The organism is Caballeronia sp. LZ008 (assembly GCF_031451435.1).
Lineage (GTDB): Bacteria > Pseudomonadota > Gammaproteobacteria > Burkholderiales > Burkholderiaceae > Caballeronia > Caballeronia zhejiangensis.
This window is the reverse complement of sequence record NZ_JARUXK010000001.1, coordinates 2,166,672-2,185,668: the sequence shown is the minus strand read 5'-3', so window position 1 is coordinate 2,185,668 and position 18,997 is coordinate 2,166,672. Positions and strand designations below refer to the sequence as shown.

16 protein-coding genes are annotated in these 18,997 nt (G+C 64.7%); 11 read left to right on the top strand and 5 right to left on the bottom strand.

Annotation, left to right across the window (positions count from 1 at the left end; translation table 11 throughout):
* Window positions 1–37 precede the first annotated feature (37 nt).
* From QCE49_RS10145 to QCE49_RS10125, 5 genes are all read left to right on the top strand, one after another.
* Complete coding sequence (locus tag QCE49_RS10145) at window positions 38–862, top strand: glycosyltransferase family 2 protein (protein WP_034474349.1); 825 nt, start codon at window positions 38–40, stop codon at window positions 860–862.
* Entirely contained in the window at window positions 859–1,830 is a 972-nt protein-coding gene (locus tag QCE49_RS10140) for an SDR family oxidoreductase (protein ID WP_250457481.1), read from the top strand. The genes QCE49_RS10145 and QCE49_RS10140 overlap by 4 nt, the downstream gene beginning before the upstream one ends.
* Before the next feature lie 191 nt (window positions 1,831–2,021).
* On the top strand, window positions 2,022–3,047 hold the full coding sequence (locus QCE49_RS10135) for a glycosyltransferase family 4 protein (RefSeq protein WP_051996840.1): 1,026 nt from the start codon (window positions 2,022–2,024) through the stop codon (window positions 3,045–3,047).
* 12 nt (window positions 3,048–3,059) lie between these two features.
* Window positions 3,060–4,955 carry a nucleoside-diphosphate sugar epimerase/dehydratase gene (locus QCE49_RS10130; protein WP_175980403.1) on the top strand — a complete coding sequence of 632 codons (1,896 nt, stop codon included), beginning with the start codon at window positions 3,060–3,062 and terminating at the stop codon, window positions 4,953–4,955.
* A 17-nt stretch (window positions 4,956–4,972) separates the two neighbouring features.
* Window positions 4,973–6,079 (top strand): ADP-heptose--LPS heptosyltransferase, encoded by a 1,107-nt coding sequence (locus tag QCE49_RS10125; RefSeq protein ID WP_250457482.1) that lies wholly within the window; start codon window positions 4,973–4,975, stop codon window positions 6,077–6,079.
* Here QCE49_RS10125 and QCE49_RS10120 read toward each other — a convergent pair.
* From QCE49_RS10120 to QCE49_RS10105, 4 genes are all read right to left on the bottom strand, one after another.
* The gene (locus QCE49_RS10120; protein WP_033537194.1) at window positions 6,015–6,935 is read right to left on the bottom strand and encodes a LysR family transcriptional regulator; all 921 of its coding nucleotides are present in this window, start codon (window positions 6,933–6,935) and stop codon (window positions 6,015–6,017) included. The two genes, QCE49_RS10125 and QCE49_RS10120, sit on opposite strands and share 65 nt — an antisense overlap.
* A gap of 111 nt (window positions 6,936–7,046) precedes the next feature.
* Complete coding sequence (locus tag QCE49_RS10115; protein WP_034472792.1) at window positions 7,047–7,634, bottom strand: phosphatase PAP2 family protein; 588 nt, start codon at window positions 7,632–7,634, stop codon at window positions 7,047–7,049.
* A gap of 30 nt (window positions 7,635–7,664) precedes the next feature.
* Entirely contained in the window at window positions 7,665–8,723 is a 1,059-nt protein-coding gene (locus QCE49_RS10110) for a GlxA family transcriptional regulator (RefSeq protein ID WP_034472789.1), read from the bottom strand.
* 189 nt (window positions 8,724–8,912) lie between these two features.
* Window positions 8,913–9,365 carry a GDP-mannose mannosyl hydrolase gene (locus QCE49_RS10105; RefSeq protein ID WP_034472787.1) on the bottom strand — a complete coding sequence of 151 codons (453 nt, stop codon included), beginning with the start codon at window positions 9,363–9,365 and terminating at the stop codon, window positions 8,913–8,915.
* A gap of 1,081 nt (window positions 9,366–10,446) precedes the next feature.
* Here QCE49_RS10105 and QCE49_RS10100 point away from each other — a divergent pair.
* The 5 genes from QCE49_RS10100 to QCE49_RS10080 all read left to right on the top strand — a co-directional run bounded on the left by QCE49_RS10100 (window position 10,447) and on the right by QCE49_RS10080 (window position 18,133).
* On the top strand, window positions 10,447–11,445 hold the full coding sequence (locus tag QCE49_RS10100; RefSeq protein ID WP_033537200.1) for a GlxA family transcriptional regulator: 999 nt from the start codon (window positions 10,447–10,449) through the stop codon (window positions 11,443–11,445).
* A gap of 143 nt (window positions 11,446–11,588) precedes the next feature.
* Window positions 11,589–13,118 (top strand): mannose-1-phosphate guanylyltransferase/mannose-6-phosphate isomerase, encoded by a 1,530-nt coding sequence (locus QCE49_RS10095; protein WP_239295211.1) that lies wholly within the window; start codon window positions 11,589–11,591, stop codon window positions 13,116–13,118.
* 112 nt (window positions 13,119–13,230) lie between these two features.
* A complete protein-coding gene (locus QCE49_RS10090; RefSeq protein ID WP_008342527.1) occupies window positions 13,231–14,610 on the top strand; it encodes an undecaprenyl-phosphate glucose phosphotransferase in 1,380 nt (459 codons plus the stop codon).
* A gap of 50 nt (window positions 14,611–14,660) precedes the next feature.
* The gene (locus tag QCE49_RS10085; protein WP_008342525.1) at window positions 14,661–15,815 is read left to right on the top strand and encodes a polysaccharide biosynthesis/export family protein; all 1,155 of its coding nucleotides are present in this window, start codon (window positions 14,661–14,663) and stop codon (window positions 15,813–15,815) included.
* Window positions 15,816–15,901: 86 nt separating this feature from the next.
* Window positions 15,902–18,133, top strand: a complete 2,232-nt coding sequence (locus QCE49_RS10080; protein WP_250457483.1) for a polysaccharide biosynthesis tyrosine autokinase — start codon at window positions 15,902–15,904, stop codon at window positions 18,131–18,133.
* Window positions 18,134–18,144: 11 nt separating this feature from the next.
* Here the strand turns inward: QCE49_RS10080 and QCE49_RS10075 are convergent, their stop codons facing one another.
* Entirely contained in the window at window positions 18,145–18,432 is a 288-nt protein-coding gene (locus QCE49_RS10075; RefSeq protein ID WP_250457484.1) for a hypothetical protein, read from the bottom strand.
* 97 nt (window positions 18,433–18,529) lie between these two features.
* Here QCE49_RS10075 and QCE49_RS10070 point away from each other — a divergent pair, with 97 nt between their 5' ends.
* Window positions 18,530–18,988, top strand: coding sequence for a hypothetical protein (locus QCE49_RS10070; protein WP_034472777.1), 459 nt, complete (start codon window positions 18,530–18,532; stop codon window positions 18,986–18,988).
* The last annotated feature ends 9 nt before the right edge of the window (window positions 18,989–18,997 follow it).

Below are 18,997 nucleotides of genomic sequence, written 5' to 3'. Positions count from 1 at the left end.
CGTTTTCCTTTCGTGGCGCGGACGCCCCATTTGTCCGATGAACGCGAACGCCCCGCCGATCACTCTCAGCATTTCCATCGTCGTCTACCGGCCCGATGCCGCGTTGCTCGCGCGCACCGTCGAAACGCTGGAATCCGCGCTCGCCCAACTGCACGATGTCGCCGGGCGCCCGTGCCTGTATCTGATCGACAACGGCAATCCGGGCGAGCTCGCCGACCTGCCGGCGCCCTCGGATGCCGAATTCGACACCGTGGTGCTCAAAGGGCACGGCAATGTCGGTTATGGACGCGGCCACAATCTCGCCATCGAGCGCGCGAACAGCCGCTTCCATCTGATTCTCAATCCCGACGTCGAACTCAATGCCGATGGCCTGCGCCGCGCGCTCGCCTTTCTGCACGGCTCGCCGGAAACCGGTCTGCTCGCGCCGTGGATCGGCGGCGACGACGGCCGTCAGCAGTTTCTTTGCCGCCGCTATCCGACCGTGCTCGACCTTTTCGTGCGCGGCTTTCTGCCGTCGGCGCTGCGCAAGCCGTTCGCGGGGCGCCTCGCGCGCTACGAAATGCGCGATGTCATCGGCGACAGCAATATCGTGTGGGATCCGCCGATCGTGAGCGGCTGCTTCATGCTCTTCAGAACCGATGTGCTCAAGTCGCTCGGCGGCTTCGATCCGCGCTATTTCCTCTATTTCGAGGACTACGACCTGAGCCTGCGCACGCGCCGCGTCGCGCGCATCGCCTATGTGCCGTCGGTGCGAATCCTGCATCACGGCGGCGGCGCGGCGAAGAAAGGCTCGGTGCACATCAAGCTGTTCGTCACGTCGGCGTACCGGTTCTTCAACCGTTTCGGCTGGAAATGGCTATGAGCGAATCCGGCCGACGCATCGCGATAACCGGCGCCAACGGCTTCGTCGGCCGCGCGGTGAGCCGTGCGCTCGCGGCGCGCGGGATCGGCGCGACAGGGCTCGTGCGGCGCGACGCGCAGTGCGAACCGGGCGTCGACGTGCGCCATATCGACGGCCTCGATTCGATCGCGCCCGAAGCCTTTGCCGGTTGCGACGCAGTGATCCATCTTGCGGCGCGCGTCCACGTAATGGCCGACGCCGCCGCCCAATCGCAGGCCGTGTTGAAGGCGTATCGGGCGGTCAACGTCGACGGCACGCTCGCCGCCGCCGAATCCGCGCGGCGAGCGGGTGTCACGCGCTTTGTCATGATGAGCAGCGTCAAGGCGCTCGGCGAAAGCGATCCGGGCCGCCCGTTCACCGAAGACGACGCGCGCAATCCGCCCGATGCCTACGGCGTGTCGAAAGCCGAAGCCGAAGTGAAACTGCTCGAATTCGGCAGCCGCACCGGGCTGGAAATCGCCATCGTGCGGCCGCCGCTCGTCTACGGCCCCGGCGTGCGCGCCAATTTCCTGGCGATGATGAACGCGATCGCGCGCGGCATCCCGTTGCCGCTCGGCGCGATCGATGCGCGCCGCAGCCTCGTCTCCGTCGACAATCTCGCGAGCGCGACGATCGAATGCGCGCTCCATCCGGCCGCGGCGGGCCGCCTGTTCCATGTCACGGACGGCGACGACCCGAGCGTCGCCGAACTCGCGCGCAAGCTCGGCCAACATCTCGGCAAACCGGCGCGGCTCGTGCCGGTGCCGGTGGGACTCTTGCGCGGCGTCGGGCGTCTGACGGGCAAGACCGCGCAGATCGATCGGCTGACCGGCAGCCTGCGCCTCGATTCGAGCCGCATCCGCGAGACGCTCGGCTGGCAAGCGCCGCAATCGCTCGACGAAGGCCTCGCCGCCACGGCCGCGTGGTTTCGCTCGACGCGCGCGCAATAAACGGTTCTCGCGACCGGAAACGTCCGTCGCGAACGTTAAAATATGCGCGGCTTCGATATCGGCGCGATTTTCGTTATCCGTCAGTTATTTACGACTCATTCCGGCGACCGTTCGCGTATCCTTGCGGGTTTGCCCGGGATAAAAGTCGCCGGGACGATCGGGGCTTCGTTTTCGACAACTCATAACAACGCATGCTGCATTCGTATTTCCAAGCTTCGCCGCCGTTGGCCGCGATGTCGGTCGCGGTATTGGCGTTCGCCGCCTGCGCGCTGATTCTGCGGACGCTCATCCGCACGGGCCTCGCGTGGCGCCTCGCCACCGATATCCCCAACGAGCGTTCGCTGCACGAACGGCCCACGCCGCGCGTCGGCGGCTGGGGCATCGTGCCGGTCGCCGTCGTCGCGCTTCTCGTCGCGGCCCCGTCGATGTGGCTCGTCGCGGCATGCGCGGTCTTCCTCGCGGCCGTCTCGCAGATCGACGACCGCCGCGGCTTGCCCGCGCGCGTGCGCTTCGCGGCGCATATCGTCGCGGTGACGCTCGTGATCGTCGCGCATCCGGCGAACGCGCCGTGGTGGGCGCTCGCATTCGTCGGCTTTCTGATGCTGTGGCTCGTCAATCTCTACAACTTCATGGACGGCTCCGACGGGCTCGCCGGCGGCATGGCGCTGTTCGGATTCGGCGGCTACGCGCTCGCGGCGCTCGCCGGACCCGCGCCGCAAGCCGATCTCGGCCTGGCGAGCGCGGCGATCGCCGGAGCGGCGGCCGGTTTCCTGACCCTCAATTTCCATCCGGCTCGGATTTTTCTCGGCGATGCCGGGTCTATTCCGTTGGGATTTCTCGCAGGCGCGCTCGGGTTCTGGGGCTGGCAACGGGGCGCATGGCCCGTCTGGTTTCCGGCGCTCGTGTTTTCTCCGTTCATCGCGGATGCCACGGTCACGTTGCTGCGACGCCTCGCGCGCGGTGAAAAATTTTGGCAGGCGCATCGAGAGCATTACTATCAGCGCATGGTGCGCCTCGGAATGGGGCACGCGCGCACCGCGCTCACGTGGTATCTGCTCATGCTGGCGGGCATGATCCTCGCGAACTGGGCGCTGTGGTTTTCCGTCACGGGGCAGTGGGCGGCGGTTGCGGGCTGGGCAGTCGTGGTTGTGGCAGCGGGCGCGGTCGTCGACGCGCAGTGGCGTCGTCATGAAACGCGCCATACCGGACAATCTTGAGGGTCCATGCTGATGAATCGAATAAAAGCTACATGGCTATCGGCGGGGGCGTTCGGCTTCGATCTCGTGGCCGTCGTCGGAGCCTGGGTCGTCGCTTACCTGCTGCGCTTCAACGGCAGCGTGCCGCATGATTTCCGCGATGGCGCGCTGCACGCGCTCTTGTGGGTCGTGCCGGTCTATGCCATCGTCTTTCGCGTCTTCGGGCTGTATCGCGGCATGTGGGTGTTCGCGAGCCTGCCGGACCTGATGCGTATCTCCAAATCGATCGTCGTGGGCGCGCTCGTCGTGATGGTGGGCGCGGTGATGTCGCAGCCGACGCCGATCATCCCGCGCTCGGTGCTCATCGTCTCGCCGCTTCTGCTGTTTCTCGCGATGGGCGGCGCGCGCGCGCTTTATCGCGCGGGCAAGGAGTTCTATCTGTACGGCGGTCTGGTCGGCCAGGGCAAGCCCGTGATCGTGCTCGGCGCGGGCACGGCGGGCGCGATGCTCGCCCGCGAGCTTGCGCGCTCCAGCGAATGGCGTCTCGTCGGCCTGCTCGACGACGATCCCGCCAAGCAGGGCCGCGAAGTGCTCGGCCACAAGGTCCTCGGCGGGTTCAGCGACCTCTCCCGATTCGCGGAGCAGTACAAGACCGACTACGTGATCATCGCGATTCCTTCGGCGTCGGTCGAGGAGCAGCGGCGCGTCGCCACGTTGTGCGTGCGCGCCGGCGTCAAGGTGATGGTGCTGCCCGCGCTCACGCCGCTCACCGAAGGCGGCAACTTCCTGTCGCGCGTGCGGCAGATCGACCTCGAAGACTTGCTCGGCCGCGAGCCGGTGAAGATCGACATGCCGCACGTCGAGCAACTGCTCCACGGGCGCGTCGTGATGGTGACGGGCGGCGGCGGCTCCATCGGCTCGGAACTGTGCCGTCAGATTCTGCGTTTCTCGCCCGCGCAGCTCATCGCCTACGACCTCTCCGAATATGCGATGTATCGCCTCATCGAGGAACTGCACGAGAAGTTTCCGGAGTGCTCGGTGATTCCGGTCGTCGGCGACGCGAAGGATTCGCTGCTGCTCGATCAGACGATGGCGCGCTTCACGCCGCACATCGTTTTCCATGCGGCGGCCTACAAGCACGTCCCGCTGATGGAAGAGCAGAACGCGTGGCAGGCCGTGCGCAACAACGTGCTCGGCACGCTGCGCGTCGCGCGCGCGGCGATTCGCCACAACGTGCGCCATTTCGTGCTGATCTCCACCGACAAGGCCGTCAACCCGACCAACGTGATGGGCGCCTCCAAGCGTCTCGCCGAGATGGCCTGTCAGGCGCTGCAGCAATCCGCGCCGCGCACGCAGTTCGAGACGGTGCGCTTCGGCAACGTGCTCGGCAGCGCGGGCAGCGTGATCCCGAAATTTCAGCAGCAGATTGCGAAGGGCGGTCCTGTCACGGTCACGCATCCGGAAATCACGCGCTTTTTCATGACGATTCCGGAAGCCGCGCAACTCGTGCTGCAGGCGTCGAGCATGGGGCGCGGCGGCGAGATCTTCATTCTCGACATGGGCCAGCCCGTGAGAATCGTCGATCTCGCGCGCGACCTCATCCGTCTCTATGGCTTCACGGAAGAGCAGATCCGCATCACGTTTACTGGGCTGCGTCCGGGCGAAAAGCTCTACGAAGAACTGCTCGCCGACGACGAAACCACCACGCGCACGCCGCATCCGAAGCTGCGCATCGCGCAGGCGCGCGGCGTGCCGGACGATTTCATCGACGAATTGCTGCCCTGGCTGATGCAGCATCGCGTGCTCTCCGACGAAGAAGTGCGCCGCGATCTGCGCCGCTGGGTGCCCGAGTATCAGACGGCGACGATGCCCGTGCTGCAAAGCGTGCCCGTCGCGAAGGCGGCGAACGAACGCGGCGCGGCCGGCTGACCGCAACGGGGTCACGCATGACGACGCTCGACGAAGTCCATGCGCTGACCCACGCGGGATCGCTGCTATCGCTAAGCGGCGAGATCGTCGCGCCTTACGATCTCGAAGTCGCGCACGCCGATGCATCCGCGTTCTCCGCGCTACCCGCCACCATCCTGAACGCGGGCCGCGAACCCTTCGACGCCGACTATGCGCGCGAGCGCCGCGTGCATCTCGTCAACGCGTTCGGCGTCACGCTCGGCGATTCGATCATCGGGCTTACGGCGCTCTCCGCCGTCAAGCGCCTTCATCCGCATCTTCGGTTCACGATCTATCGGCCGGCGCGCGCGCCGCGCTACGTGCAGCGTCTTTACGAGCTTGCCGCGCCGCGTCTCGCCGATATCGTCGGTCTGCCCGTGCCGCTCGCGAGCCTGCCTGCCGATGAACCGAAGATCGACGTCGGCAATCAGCTTTTCTGGCCGCGCTTCGCCTCGATGCCGATGATCGACTTCTTCCTTTGGGCGATGGGCGTCGCGCCTTCGACCATCGCCGCCGCCGACAAGCGCAATCGCTGGCTCGCCGATGTGCCGCTCAAGCCGATCGCAAACGAGCCATACGCGCTGTTTTGCCCGAACGCGAGCACGCCGGTGCGCAGCATTCCGGCGTCGATGCGCGCGCGTATCGTCGCGCGTCTCGCGGATGAAACGGGCCTGCCGGTGATGGGTTTCGGGCCCGTCGACGATCCGCGTTATCGCGATATCGCGCCGTTTTGCATCGACACGGACGATTTCCTCGCGTGGATCGGGCGCGCGCGCTATCTCGTCACGGCGGATACGGCGGCGCTACACGCCGGCGCGGGATTCGACGTGCCGACGACCGCGTTCTTCACGACGATCCCCGCCAACATGCGCGCGCGCGATTATGCGAACTGCGTCAAGGTGGAATTCAGCTTGCCGCATCTGGAGGGCGTGCACGCGAGCGCGCGGCCCGCCGATCTGCGCGCGCTCGAGCGCGCCTATCGCGATTACGACTGGCGCGCGATGCCGTTCGCGGATGCATCGCCGCAAACGACGCCCGCGTTCAGTTTCCCTTGCTCACCTGAAACGACGGCAGGCGCGCATACAACTCCGCAACCCAGTCGATGAACACGCGCACGCGCCTCGGCTGATGCCGGTTGGCCGCATACAGCACCGACACCACGCGCGGATACGACGGATATTCCCGTAGCACTTCCTTCAACGCGCCGCTTCTGACGAGCGGGTCGAGCGTATAGCTCGAGCTTTGAATCAGCCCGAGCCCGTTGGCGCCCGCCGCGATATACGAATCGCCGTCGTTCACGGCGATCTTGTGCTTCATCGCGATGGTGCGCGTTTCGCCATCGACGACGAATTCCCAGTTGCGCACGCGTCCCGAGTTGTTCAGCACATAGCCGACGGCGAGATGCTGCTCGAGGTCATCGAGCGACGTCGGCTCGCCGTGCTTTTCGATGTATCCCGGCGACGCGCAAGTGATCTGCGTATACGCGCCGATGCGTTTCGCGACCAGCCCGACATCGCCGACCGCGCCCACGCGCACGACACAATCGACCGCTTCCTCGACGAGATCGACTTGCCGGTCCGTCAGCACCAGCTCGACGCCGATATCCGGATACGCGGCGAAGAATTCCGGCAGCGCGGGAATGATCGTGTTCTTCGCCATCACTTGCGGCAGGCTGACTTTCACATTGCCCTTGGGACTCAGCTTGGAATGCGACAGCGACGCTTCCATGTCGTCCACTTCGCCGAGCACGCGCACGCAGCGCTCGTAATAGGCTTCGCCGTCTTCGGTGATGCTGATGCTGCGCGTCGTGCGATTGATGAGGCGCGCACCGAGATGCGCTTCGAGCGCCTGAAGCGTGCGCGAGACGCTCGCGGGCGGCAGGCGCAGGGCATCGGCTGCCTTGGAGAAACTGCCCGCCTCGACGACTCGCGCGAAGACTTTCATTGCAAGGAAGCGGTCCATGCTCGATCCCGGAAACGTGATCGCGCGCCTCGATGGGCGCGCGAGAGAAAAGAGCCTGCGATCATACTGAAGTTCGTCAGCCCATGCGCTGCGAGTGAACTGACGCGAAGCTCAGAGCCCGAGTCCCTGACAGAGCCGCCACGAATAGTGCTCGATCATCCGCTGGAACGGCGCGTGATGGCCGTAGGCGATCGACGAAACCGCCAGCAGCGCGCAACCCGCGACGAGTGCGCGCGGCATCTTGCGCGGCGTTTCGAAGACGCGCATGAGGAAGAGGGCGGCGATGACCGCGCCGAGCACCCAGCCCGCGACGACTTCGGCGGGCGTGTGCGCGTCCTGCATGATGCGGCTCGCGCCGATGGCCGCCGCGAGCGCGAGTCCGCCCGCCGCGCCCAGCCGATGCCAGCTTCCGCCGAATGCGCCGAACAGCAAGCCGCCCGCGACGGTGTAGATCGACGCGGCGAGCATCGTGTGTCCGCTGATCATGCGCAACTGGATCGCGGCGATCTCGACGCCGCAGCCGGCATAGAGAATCTTCGACAGACCGACGAGCCCCATGCCGATCGCGAGCATCACGGCCCAGCGCACCGCGAGGCGCACGTCGACCGTGCGCAGCCACAGCGCGCAGACGAGCGCGAGTGGCAGCAGAAAGGCCGCGTCGCCGAGATTCGAAAGCGTCCAGAGTACCTTTGATTCCATGCGTATTTGTTCTAGGCCGGCTCCGGACGTTTACGAACCGTCGCCCTGTTTTCGGCGGCCTGCCATCCGGTATTCGGTCGGCGAGATCGAGAGCCGCTTGCGGAAGATTTTCGCGAGGCCGTCGCCGCTGCCCGCGCCGCAGCGCCGCGCGATCTTGTCGACCGGCAGATCGGTCGCGGCCAGCAACATGCAGCTCGCATCGAGCCGCGCGCGCAACAGATATTCCGACGGCGTCAGCCCGATCTGCGCCTTGAAGCGGCGCAGGAAATTGCGCTCGCTCATCGCGGCGACGCGCGCCGCATCGGTGATCGAGATCGGCCGCACGTAGTTCTCGCGGATCCAGCGCGCGGCGGCGTCGATCTTCTGGCGCACGCTGCCGGCTTCGGTATCGTCGAGCACGGTGGCGAGCTTCTGCCACGCGCCCGGAATGGAGCGCTCCGATACTTCACGCGCGAGCGCCGCGCCGTGATCGCGCTTGATGATCGACAGCGCCGCCGCGATCGGCCCTTTGGGATCGTCGAGCGTGAGCGTTTGTTCCGCGATGAAAAGCGGATTCGACAACGCCGGCGCAAGCGCGCGGCCTTGCGGCTCGCCGGCGAAATCGAGCGTGCGGTTCTGCACGTCGAGATTGGCCGCGGCGAGAATCTGCGCGCCTTCGCCGATCGCCTTGATGAACGGAATCTTCGGCGCCACGCGCGCGAGGCGCTTGCGCAGCGCGGCATCGTTACGCGCATGACGCGCGCCCACGCCGCCCGCGATGAACAGCGCGTCGCATTCGTTCATCCAGCGCGTTTCGAGACTCTCGGTCCAGATCCGCATCGAGCAACTGCTCGCCACGCTGCCGCCATCGCTCGACAGAAACATCAGCGAATAATTCGGCGCCTGCGCGCGTGCGTTGGCGTCGGCGGGCAGATGCACCTGATTCGCGACCGAGAAGACCTCGGAGATCGAGCTGACTTCGACGAGCGAAAAGTCCTCGAAGATCAGAATGCCGATTCGCTTCGCCGCGCTGGTCATATCGGCGGACGGCACGTCGGGCGCGACCGCGCGCACGACCTGAAGCCGGCCCGTACCATTGGCGTACACCATCGACTTCTCCCTGTGCGAACCGCGGCAGGCGTCGTGTCCGGCCGGGGTCCGATCGATGCAGGAACGTAAGTAGCGGGAAAGTGAGCTTACATGGGCGCACTATACGCGGCGCCCGGCAGCCGCCGCGCGCCGAGTCCGAAATTGACGAAGTGTTGGCAGATGATCTCGGTACGCGCCTTTTCGCGCGGATCAGCGGAAGTAGGCCTTGGTGTTTTCGTGCACGTCGTCGCGCGCGAGCAGTTCGTCGGGCATAAGCCATCGATAGTCGCTGTGCTGATCGAAGCGGCCGATCGGAACCTTGCTCGAGAGCGTCAGCGCGTAGGCGAGCACGATGTAATGCGTGCCGATGCCATCGGCGCCCGCGAAGTTGTCGTCGTAGAGATGCTCGTAGACGCCGAAGAAGCGTGCGGCCGAACGCTGCGCGCTCGCGACGCCCAACTCGTTGCTGACGATGCGCCTGTAGGCGGCATCGAGCGATTCGTCTTTTCTGATGCGGCCGCCCGGAACGAACCATGTGCCCTGCGCGGGCCGGTTGCGCCGATGCCCCACGAGGATGCGCCGGTTGCCATCGGTGACGATCAGATCGATTGCCACGAGCGGCGCGAGCCGCACGACCGTCAGGAAATCAGCGTTGCTCAGCATCGTTGCTCCGGGTTGGCTTCGGTGAGTCGTGCGTCGCGCAAACGATGCCCGCTGCGACGCCGCATGACCGTGCGTGCGCGCACGCGCGAGGGAATTTCACGACTGAAACGAGCAAGGCTGACGAGCAACGGTCAGCACATTGTCAGCGCGGGCGGCAAACCTGACCGATTTGCGTGTCCGCGCGCCGTACGAAAATTTGCGTGAAGACGATTGCGAACGTACGCGCGATTCGAGCCGCATTCAGCCGATCATTGCAAAACAAGAATTGGGCGATTCGGCAAATAGTGTCAAAGCGTGCGCCGCCGCAAAAATACTAGCCGATGGCGGACGGTGACAGCGCCCGAGTCCCGCGCGCATGCAGGTTCGACGCGATCTCGCGTCCGCTGCAATGCAGCATCTAAGTTCATATGAAAATACCGCATTATGCCTTTGAATAAAAATAAAACGGGTTAATCAAAAATCACGTTGGGGACCTCGATTGCGTTATTAGAAAATCATTGAGTATTAATGCCGAAGCCGTTCGCGGATTTTAATCGGCGTCTGAAATGCGCATTACATATCGTTCCTAAATGTAACGGCGAAACCAAAATTTTCCGATTGCAGCGGTACGAACGTCCGCTTTCGCACACATCGATGTTTCATAAATGAATCAATTCGAATGATCGGACTTGGCGGCGATCGCATCCGGCGGACCGCGCAGGGCCGTCCTGCGGAGCTTAGTGAGCAACGCTGTGTCCGATCTGGCGGCACGGGAATCAGATTGAGCTAAACCGCCGAATCAACCCTTGTATGACAAATCCGTATTTGTTTTCCATGCATTGAATGCAGGCTTTCCGGAATTTGGGGAAGGATTTCAATGTGCGCTCACCCTCATAGCGGAACAGATTCTGTGGTTTAAGCGCGAAAATCCAGAGCACAAAAAACATTGTCTGCTTATTATTCAAGCCAGCGGATCGATTCCGCCAACACTTCGTTCCAATCGGTCACGGCAACCCGGCGAAGTTCGGGAAGTCCATTGATGCGCCGCAATGACCGAACAACTCTTCCGCGCCTTCCAGGAAACAAGCTGCAGAGGATGACCATGCCTTACGCCACTCTTGAACCCGCAGTCATGGGTTGGACGCCTCCCGCGTCGAACGCCTCGCAGACCGAGGTGCGCCAGGTCGCGATCCTGCTGTTCGACGGCTTTTCGCTGCTCGGCGCGGGAATCGTCGCGGAGGTCTTCCACATGGCGAACGAGCTGTCGTCGGCGAAGTCGCGGCCGGATTGCACGTACGACGTGCGGTTCCTGTCGGTCGAAGGCGGCAACGTGGCGTGCTCGTCGTCGGTGCGCGTCTGGACGGACGGTCTCGATGCGCGCCACTACGGCGGCTTCGACGCGCTTTTCGTCGCGGGCGGCCGTGGCGCGGAAGAAGCGGCGAAGGACGATCGCATCATCGAATGGCTGCGTCGCGTGCAGACCAAGACCACGGTCGTGCGCGCGATTTCCGAGGGCCGCAAGGTGCTCGACGCCGCGGGCATCGGTCAGGCGCAGGACGCGCAGGCGCGCTACGGCAACGCGATGCAACTCGTGCGCGACGAGCAGCAGGGCGACGCCGGCGACCGCTACGAGTCGATGAAGGGCGCGCTTCTGATCGTGAAGCGCGATCTCGGCATCGACGTGTCGCGCAGCGTCGCCGAACGTCTGATGCCCGGTTCGGCCGCGAAGCTCGTGTCGATCCTCGGCGACAGCGGCGTGGCGTCGGCGGGCGACAAGATCCGCGCGGCGGCGCGCTGGCTGCAGGACAACTGCGAACGGCCGATTTCGGTCGTCGATGCGGCGCAGGTGGCCGCGATGAGCGAGCGCAACTTCTTGCGCCGCTTCAAGATCGAGATGGGCATCACGCCATCCGATTATTTGCTGCAGGCGCGCCTCGCCGTGACCTGTGCGCTTCTGACGGATTCGGAACTGCCGGTCGACAAGATCGCGCGCAGAAGCGGCATGGGCAACGGCGACAGGCTCGCGAAGATTTTCCGCAAGCGCCTTCTGATCTCGCCGACGGAGTACCGGATGCAGAGCAGACGCGAGGCGAACGGCTGACCCGCGCGCTTATGTGACGTGGGCCGCTCTGAGCCCGACTATGGCGTAAAACGTCGGACCTTTGGCCGGACCCGATCGGTCCGGCACTTAATCATTTCCCGAACGGTTCGCCGTTCGGACGAACAGGCAGGCAGGAGTTCTTTATGACGAATGAAGCACGCACGGAAGGTGGGGTGAAGCAGGGAGCAGCAGGTGTGGAGGCGGGCCCGGCCAAGGCGGCCGGGCCGTGCCGCCGCCTCGTCCCTGTGATCCTCGCCGGCGGCTCGGGCACGCGCCTGTGGCCGATGTCGCGTGAACAATTCCCGAAGCAGCTGATCGGCGTCGTCGGACGTGACTCGCTGCTCCAGGCGACGGTGTCGCGGCTCAAAGGCTTTGCCGGCAACTTCAAGGTCGATGGCGAGCCGATCATCGTGTGCGGCGAAGAGCATCGGTTCACGACGGAAGAACAGACGCGCGAAGCCGGCGTCGATGCACGCATCATCGTCGAGCCGGCGCGCCGCGACACCGCGCCCGCGCTCACGCTCGCGGCACTTGCCGCGGTGAAGGACGGCGAGGACGCGATCATGGTCGCGATGCCGGCGGATCACTCCATCGCCGATATTCCGGCGCTGCATCGCGCGATCGCGATCGCGGCGGAACATGCGGAGCGCGGCGTGATCGCGACGCTCGGCATTCCGCCGACGCGCCCCGACACCGGCTTCGGCTACATCCGTCTGGGCGCGGCGCTCGATGACGGCGCGCACGAGATCGACCGCTTCGTCGAAAAGCCGGCGGCGGAACTCGCGGCGCAATACGTCGCGGCGGGCACGTACTGGTGGAACAGCGGCATCTTCGTCGTGCGCGCGAGCGTGTGGCTCGCGGCGCTGCAAAAGCTCAATGCCGACATGCACGCGGCGTGCTCGGCCGCCGCGCAGGAGGGCGAGGCCGACGGCAAGTTCTTCCGCCCGCAGGCGGCGCAGTTCGGGCGCGCGCCGTCCGACTCGATCGACTATGCGGTGATGGAGCACATCGGCACGCCGACGAAGCCGTGCGACGGCGTGGTCGTGCCGCTCGTCGCGGGCTGGTCGGATCTCGGTTCGTGGGACGCCGTGTGGGACGCGATGGACAAGGACGAATCGGGCAACGTCGCGAGCGGCCGCGTCGTGTTCGAAGGCGCGACATCGAGCTATGCGCGCTCCGAAGGCGGACGGCTCGTCGCGTGTGTCGGCACGACCAATGTGATCGTCGTCGAGACGGACGACGCCGTGCTCGTCGCGGACCGTTCGCGCGTGCAGGACATCAAGGGGCTGGTTGCGCGCATCCGCGAGCAGCACGCGCCCGAAGCGGATACGCATCGCAAGGTGCGCCGCCCGTGGGGTTTCTACGATTCGATCGAGCACGGGGAGCGCTTCCAGGTCAAGCGCATCGTTGTGTCGCCGGGCTCGAAGCTGTCGCTGCAGATGCATCACCATCGCGCGGAACACTGGATCGTCGTGTGCGGCACGGCGCTCGTCACGCGCGGCGAAGAGCAGTTTCTGCTCTCCGAGAACGAATCGACGTTCATTCCGCTCGGCGTGCGGCATCGTCTGGAGAACCCGGGCAAGGTGCCGCTCGAAATCATTGAAGTGCAGTCGGGGAGCTATCTCGGCGAAGACGACATCGTGCGTTTCGACGACACCTACGGGCGCAGTTGAGCGTTCGAAGGCAGAAGACTTTCTTGCAACCGTTCACAAGAAGAAGACGGGGCTAACGCGAGGAGGAGACTGAAGGGCGGTAAAGGGCTGATTGCGTTCCGGGGAAAAAAACATGCGCGATTTACAGGGATTGCTCGCGCGCCTGTTCGACGTCTTGATGATCGTCGGCGGTGCGGCAGTGGCGTCGCAAATCAGGTTCGAGTACATCGAGGCACACACCTATTCGGTGGCGTTCGTCGCGTTCGCGGCGGCGTTCTCGCTTGCGCTCTTTCCTGGCTTCGGCGTCTACCAGTCGTGGCGCGGCCGCAGCAAGCTTCAGCTTGCGTGTCAGGTCTCGCTCGGCTGGCTCGTCGTGCAGGGCTGCGCGCTCGCGCTGATGTTCTCGCTGCATCGGCTCGACTACGTGTCGCGCCTCTGGTTCGCCTACTGGACCGCGATGTCCGGCGGCCTCATGATCGCCGGCCGTCTCATCACGCACGCGATTCTCGCGCACATGCGCAACGCGGGCCTGAACCTGCAGCAAGTGGCGATCGTCGGCTGCGGCAGACATTGCGATTCGATGCTGCGCAAGATCGAGCGTTCGCAGGACACCGGTTTTCGCATGTGCGCGGCGTTCAACGCGGCGGCGGGCAAGTCGCGTCTGAACACGCGCCTGCCCGTGTATGACGATTTCGACGCGTTCGTCGCCTTCGTGCGCGCGCAGAACGTCCATGAAGTGTGGCTCGCGCTGCCGCTGTCGGAGGAGCCCACGATCCTGCGCTTCGTGAACGAATTCCGCGACGATCTCATCAACGTGCGCTTCATCCCCGACGTGCGCAGCCTCGCGCTGTTCGAAAGCGGCGTCACCGATCTGCTCGGCCAGCCCGCGATCAATCTCGTCGCGACGCCGTTGTCGGCGTCGGCGCAGCTGCAAAAGGAAATCTTCGACCGCCTGTTCGCGCTCGGCGCGATCATCGCGGTCTCGCCGGCGCTCATCTGCATCGCGCTCGCAATCAAGCTCACTTCGCGCGGGCCGGTGTTGTTCCGGCAGAACCGCAAAGGCGCGGATGGCCGCGTCTTCACCATCTACAAGTTCCGTTCGATGCGCCTGCACACGGAACAGGCCGGAGTGCTTCGCCAGGCCACGCGCAACGATCCGCGCGTGACCCGTGTCGGAGCGTTCCTGCGCCGCACCAGCCTCGATGAGCTGCCGCAGTTCTTCAACGTTCTGCGCGGCGACATGTCGGTCGTGGGCCCGCGTCCACACGCGCTCGAACATGACGACCTGTATCAGAAGGTCGTATCGGGGTACATCCATCGTTACCGGATCAAGCCAGGCATCACCGGCTGGGCCCAGGTCAACGGTTTTCGTGGGGAAACGGATCGGATCGAAAAGATGGAAGGACGCGTCGCTCACGATTTGTACTATCTGGGTAACTGGTCGTTCGGACTCGATATGAGAATCATCGCCGCAACGATCTTCAAGGGACTACGCCACACCAACGCTTACTGATGCAGGGGACGACCATCATGCACAACCAACAACAACCGGGCACCACCTCCATGGCCGCCAACACCAACGTGTCGCGTATCTTCCGCCTCACGAGCCTGGCTGCGGCAGCTTCCGTCGCCGTGATCCTGACGGGTTGCGGGCTCTCGCCGGGCATGCACATGGAAAAGCCCGCCCAGCTCGTCGAAACGTCGAACGATCAGGGCGATCCGGCCACGACCACCAACATTCCGATCACGACGATCGACGCCGCGCTCGTGAAGAAGATGCGCGCCGCGCAGCCGTCCGTGACGGGCGATCCGAACGCCTCGCTCTACGGCAAGCCCGCGCCTTACAAGCTGGGCGTCGGCGACGTGCTGCAGATCACGGTCTGGGATCACCCGGAACTCGTCGCGGCGCTCGGCCAGCCGGCGAACCAGACGCGCACGTCGGATGCCGCGCCCGGCTTCGTCGTCGATGCCGACGGCAATCTGCAATTTCCGTACGTGAACAAGCCGCTGCACGTCGCGGGCAAGACCGAGACGCAGGTTCAGCGCGAGCTGTATGCCGAGCTGTCGAAGGTGTTCGTGAAGCCGCAGGTGACGGTGCGCGTCGCGTCGTTCCGCGCGTCGCAGGTGTATATCGACGGCGATGTCCGCACGCCGGGCGCGCAGCAGATCAACGACATTCCGATGACGCTCACCGAGGCGATCGGCCGCGCGGGCGGTTTCGCGACGACGGCGGATCAGAGCCGCGTCACGCTGATCCGCGATGGCGTCACGTATCACATCAACATGGCCGGCATGACGTCGAAGGGCCGCAGCCCGTCGGACATCATGCTCAAGCCGGGCGATGCGCTGCGTGTCGATTCGCGCGACGAAAACGGCGTCTACGTGATGGGCGAAGTGACCAAGCCGGCCACCGTCATCCCGATGCGCAACGGCAAGCTCACGCTGTCGGACGCGATCTCGCAGGCGGGCAGCTTCAACCCGGAAACGTCGAACCCGCGCGAGCTGTACGTGATCCGCAACGGCGCGACGGACCAGCCGGAGGTCTACAAGCTCGACGCGCTGTCGCCGGTGTCGATGCTGCTCGCGAACAACTTCGAGCTGCAGCCGCATGACGTCGTCTATGTCGACAACAACGGGCTCGTGCGCTTCTCGCGCGTGCTCAACCTGCTGCTGCCGGCGATCAACGCTGGTTTGACGGCGGCCGTGTTGACGAAGTAAGCATCTGGCATCAAGTGTCTGACCGGCGCGCGCGGGGCGCGCCGGAGCATCATGGTTCGACTTAAAAAATATAAGCGAGCGAGATCATGTCGATGAACTTTGATACGCGATACGTGGACGTATCGACGGGTGACGAACTGCGCCTGTCCGATTACCTGGCCGCGGCGATGCTCAACTGGAAGCTCGTGACGCTCGTCATGCTCGCCGTGATTGCGCTCGGCACCTCTTACGCGTATCTCGCGACGCCGACCTACAAGGCCGACGCGATGATCCAGGTCGACGAGCCGGCCAACACGAACAACGCGAACGCCGGCGCCAAGGCGCTGCAAGCCGCCGTTCCGCAACTCACCGAAACGAAGACTTCGACTGCCGCGCAGATCGAACTGCTGCGCTCGCGACTCGTCATCGACGATACGGTGCGGCGTCTGCATCTGGATATCGATGCCTCGCCGCGCGTGTTGCCGGTCGTGGGCAAGCTCGTCGGCAACGTGTTCGCGATGCTGAACCGGCCGATTCCGCAGGGTTATCTGTCGCGCTTCGCGTGGGGCGGCGAAGCCATCGACGTGCCGCTCTTCGACACGCCGAAGGAGCTCTACGACAGGAAGTTCACACTCGTCGCGCTCGAGCGCGGCGCTTACGAACTGCGCGATCCGAACGGACTGATCGTGCTGACGGGGCAGGTCGGCAAGGAAGTGTCGGGCGCGACGCCGCAAGGCCCGGTGACGCTCAAGGTCGACAAGCTCGACGGCAAGCCCGGCGTGCAGTTCGAACTGCAACGCTTCTCGACGATCACGACCATCGACCGTCTTCAGCAGCGCCTGACCGTGGCGGAGACCGCACTGCAATCGGGCATCATCGGCGTATCTCTGGAAGGTAGTAATCCGAAGCAAATCGCGGCGATCGTCAACAACATCGCGAATCGTTATGTGGAGCAGGACGCGCAGAAGCGTTCGGCCGAAGCGGAGCACACGCTCGCGTTTCTGGAGCAGCAACTGCCGCTCGTGAAGAAGCAGCTCGATGAAGCCGAGCAGCGCCTGAGCGCGTTTCGCAACAAGCAAGGTTCCGTCGATCTCTCCGAAGAGAGCCGCTTGCTCCTGCAGCAGATCGTCGACAACAAGACGAAGCTCTCCGATCTTCAGCAACAGCGCGCGGAACTGTCGCTGCGCTTCACGGCGAATCATCCGTCGGTGCAGGCGCTCGATGCGCAGATTGCATCGCTCACCGCCGCGCAGACGCGCCTCGGCAAGAACGTGTCGACGCTGCCCGATACCGAGCAGACCGCGCTGCGCTATACGCGCGACGTGCGCTCGAACAGCGAGCTTTACGCGAACCTGCAGAACAGCGCGCAGCAATTGCGCATCGCGAAGGCGGGACAGGTCGGCAACGTGCGGATCGTCGATCTCGCGCAACCCGCCGACGATCCCGTGCGTCCGAAGCGCGCGCTCGTGATCCTGATCTCGGCGGGCATCGGCCTCGTGCTCGGCATCATCGCGGCGTTCGTGCGCAAGTCGCTGTGGGGCGGCGTCGAGCGTCCCGAAGACATCGAACGGCAACTGGGCACGCGCGTCTTCGCCATCGTGCCGCGCAGCACGCAGCAGCTTCGTCTGCAACGTCAGGTCGGCATGCGCCGCGAAGGCATGCACGTGCTCGCCGCGCAGGCGCCGGGGGATGCGGCCGTCGAAGGCATTCGCAGCTTGCGCACGTCGCTGCAACTGCAGCTCGGCGAAGCGCGCAACAACGTCGTGATGCTGACCGGATCGCGGCCCGAAGCGGGCAAGTCGTTTCTGTCGGCGAATCTCGCGACGCTCGTCGCATCGACGAGAAAGCGGGTGTTGCTGATCGACGGCGACATGCGCCGCGGCGACATCCACTCGCACTTCGGCGTGCGCCACACGCCGGGCCTATCCGACGTGCTGATGGGCGCCAACGCGATGGACGTCATCGTTCACGACGTGTTGCCCGGCGTCGATCTGATTCCGAAGGGCTCGCTGCCATCGCATCCGGCGGAACTGCTCGCGAGCGATCGGCTCGGCGAAATCCTCGGCGAACTGAAGCAGCTCTACGATCTCGTCGTCATCGATACGCCGCCCGTGCTCGCCGTCACCGACGCGACCGTGATCGGCCGGCACGCGGGCACGAGCCTGCTCGTCGTGCGGCACGGCAAGAATCAGGTGCAGGAAATCGGCGAAACGATGAAGCGCCTCTATCACGGCGGCGTGCACATGAAGGGCGTGCTCCTCACCGATGTGCCGCAATCGAAGGTGCTGATGGGCAGCACCTACGCGGGCTATTACAGCTACGAGAGCATCGCGGAGTAAGTCTTCTCAGTTCAATACGGCGACTTGTAGATGTCGCGCGCACGCGCGGCATTCGACGCCGGCGCCTTCAGACCCGAAGGCGCCGGATAAAGCGTCGCCGCGCTTCGCGGCATCATCATCGCTTTTGCGTCGGCCTTGCGCGTGCCCGGACGCAGCCGCGCGCCGCCCGCCGGATTGCCCACATAGCCGTTCTGTTGCGCGAGCAGCGCGTCCATCGACGGGGTATCGGCCGAATCGCCCGCATACGCGAACGACGGCGCGAAGGCCGCGATGGCCAGCCACAAAAGCGCGTGTTTCATGTGTCTCCTCCTGATCGCGCGATACCGCACGCAAATGGTTGCCGAAAGCGGGCGTCGTTATAATCGCCGTCCGACCTGATTCTTTGGCTTTCCGTCCGTGAAAAAGCTCATCGCTCTCGCAGTCGCTTCGATCGTCCTCACCGCGTGCTCGTCCGTCGAGAAAGAGCAGACGAAGGAACGCACGTTCCTGCTCTCGCAGCAATCGCTCGATACGGCGCAACGCAATGCGACCGTCGCATGCCGCGACGCCGCACAGTGCGATGCGGCCTGGAAGCTCACGAAGACTTACGTCGAGCAGAATTCGAAGGAACGCCTGACACGCGCCGACAATGCCGCGATCGAAACCGACGTGCCTTCGGACACCGGCAAGCCGGTGTTCTCGGCGACGCGCGTCCCGAACGGCGACGGCGCGACGATCTCGCTCTTTGCGCAATGCAAGGGCATGTTCGAGGACGAGCGCGCGCGAGGCTCGGATTTCGACGACTGCGCGACGAAGATCATCTCCGTTCAAAACGGCTTCGCGCCTTATCTGCGGGCACATCTGCGCGCGCAGTGAGCGGACGGA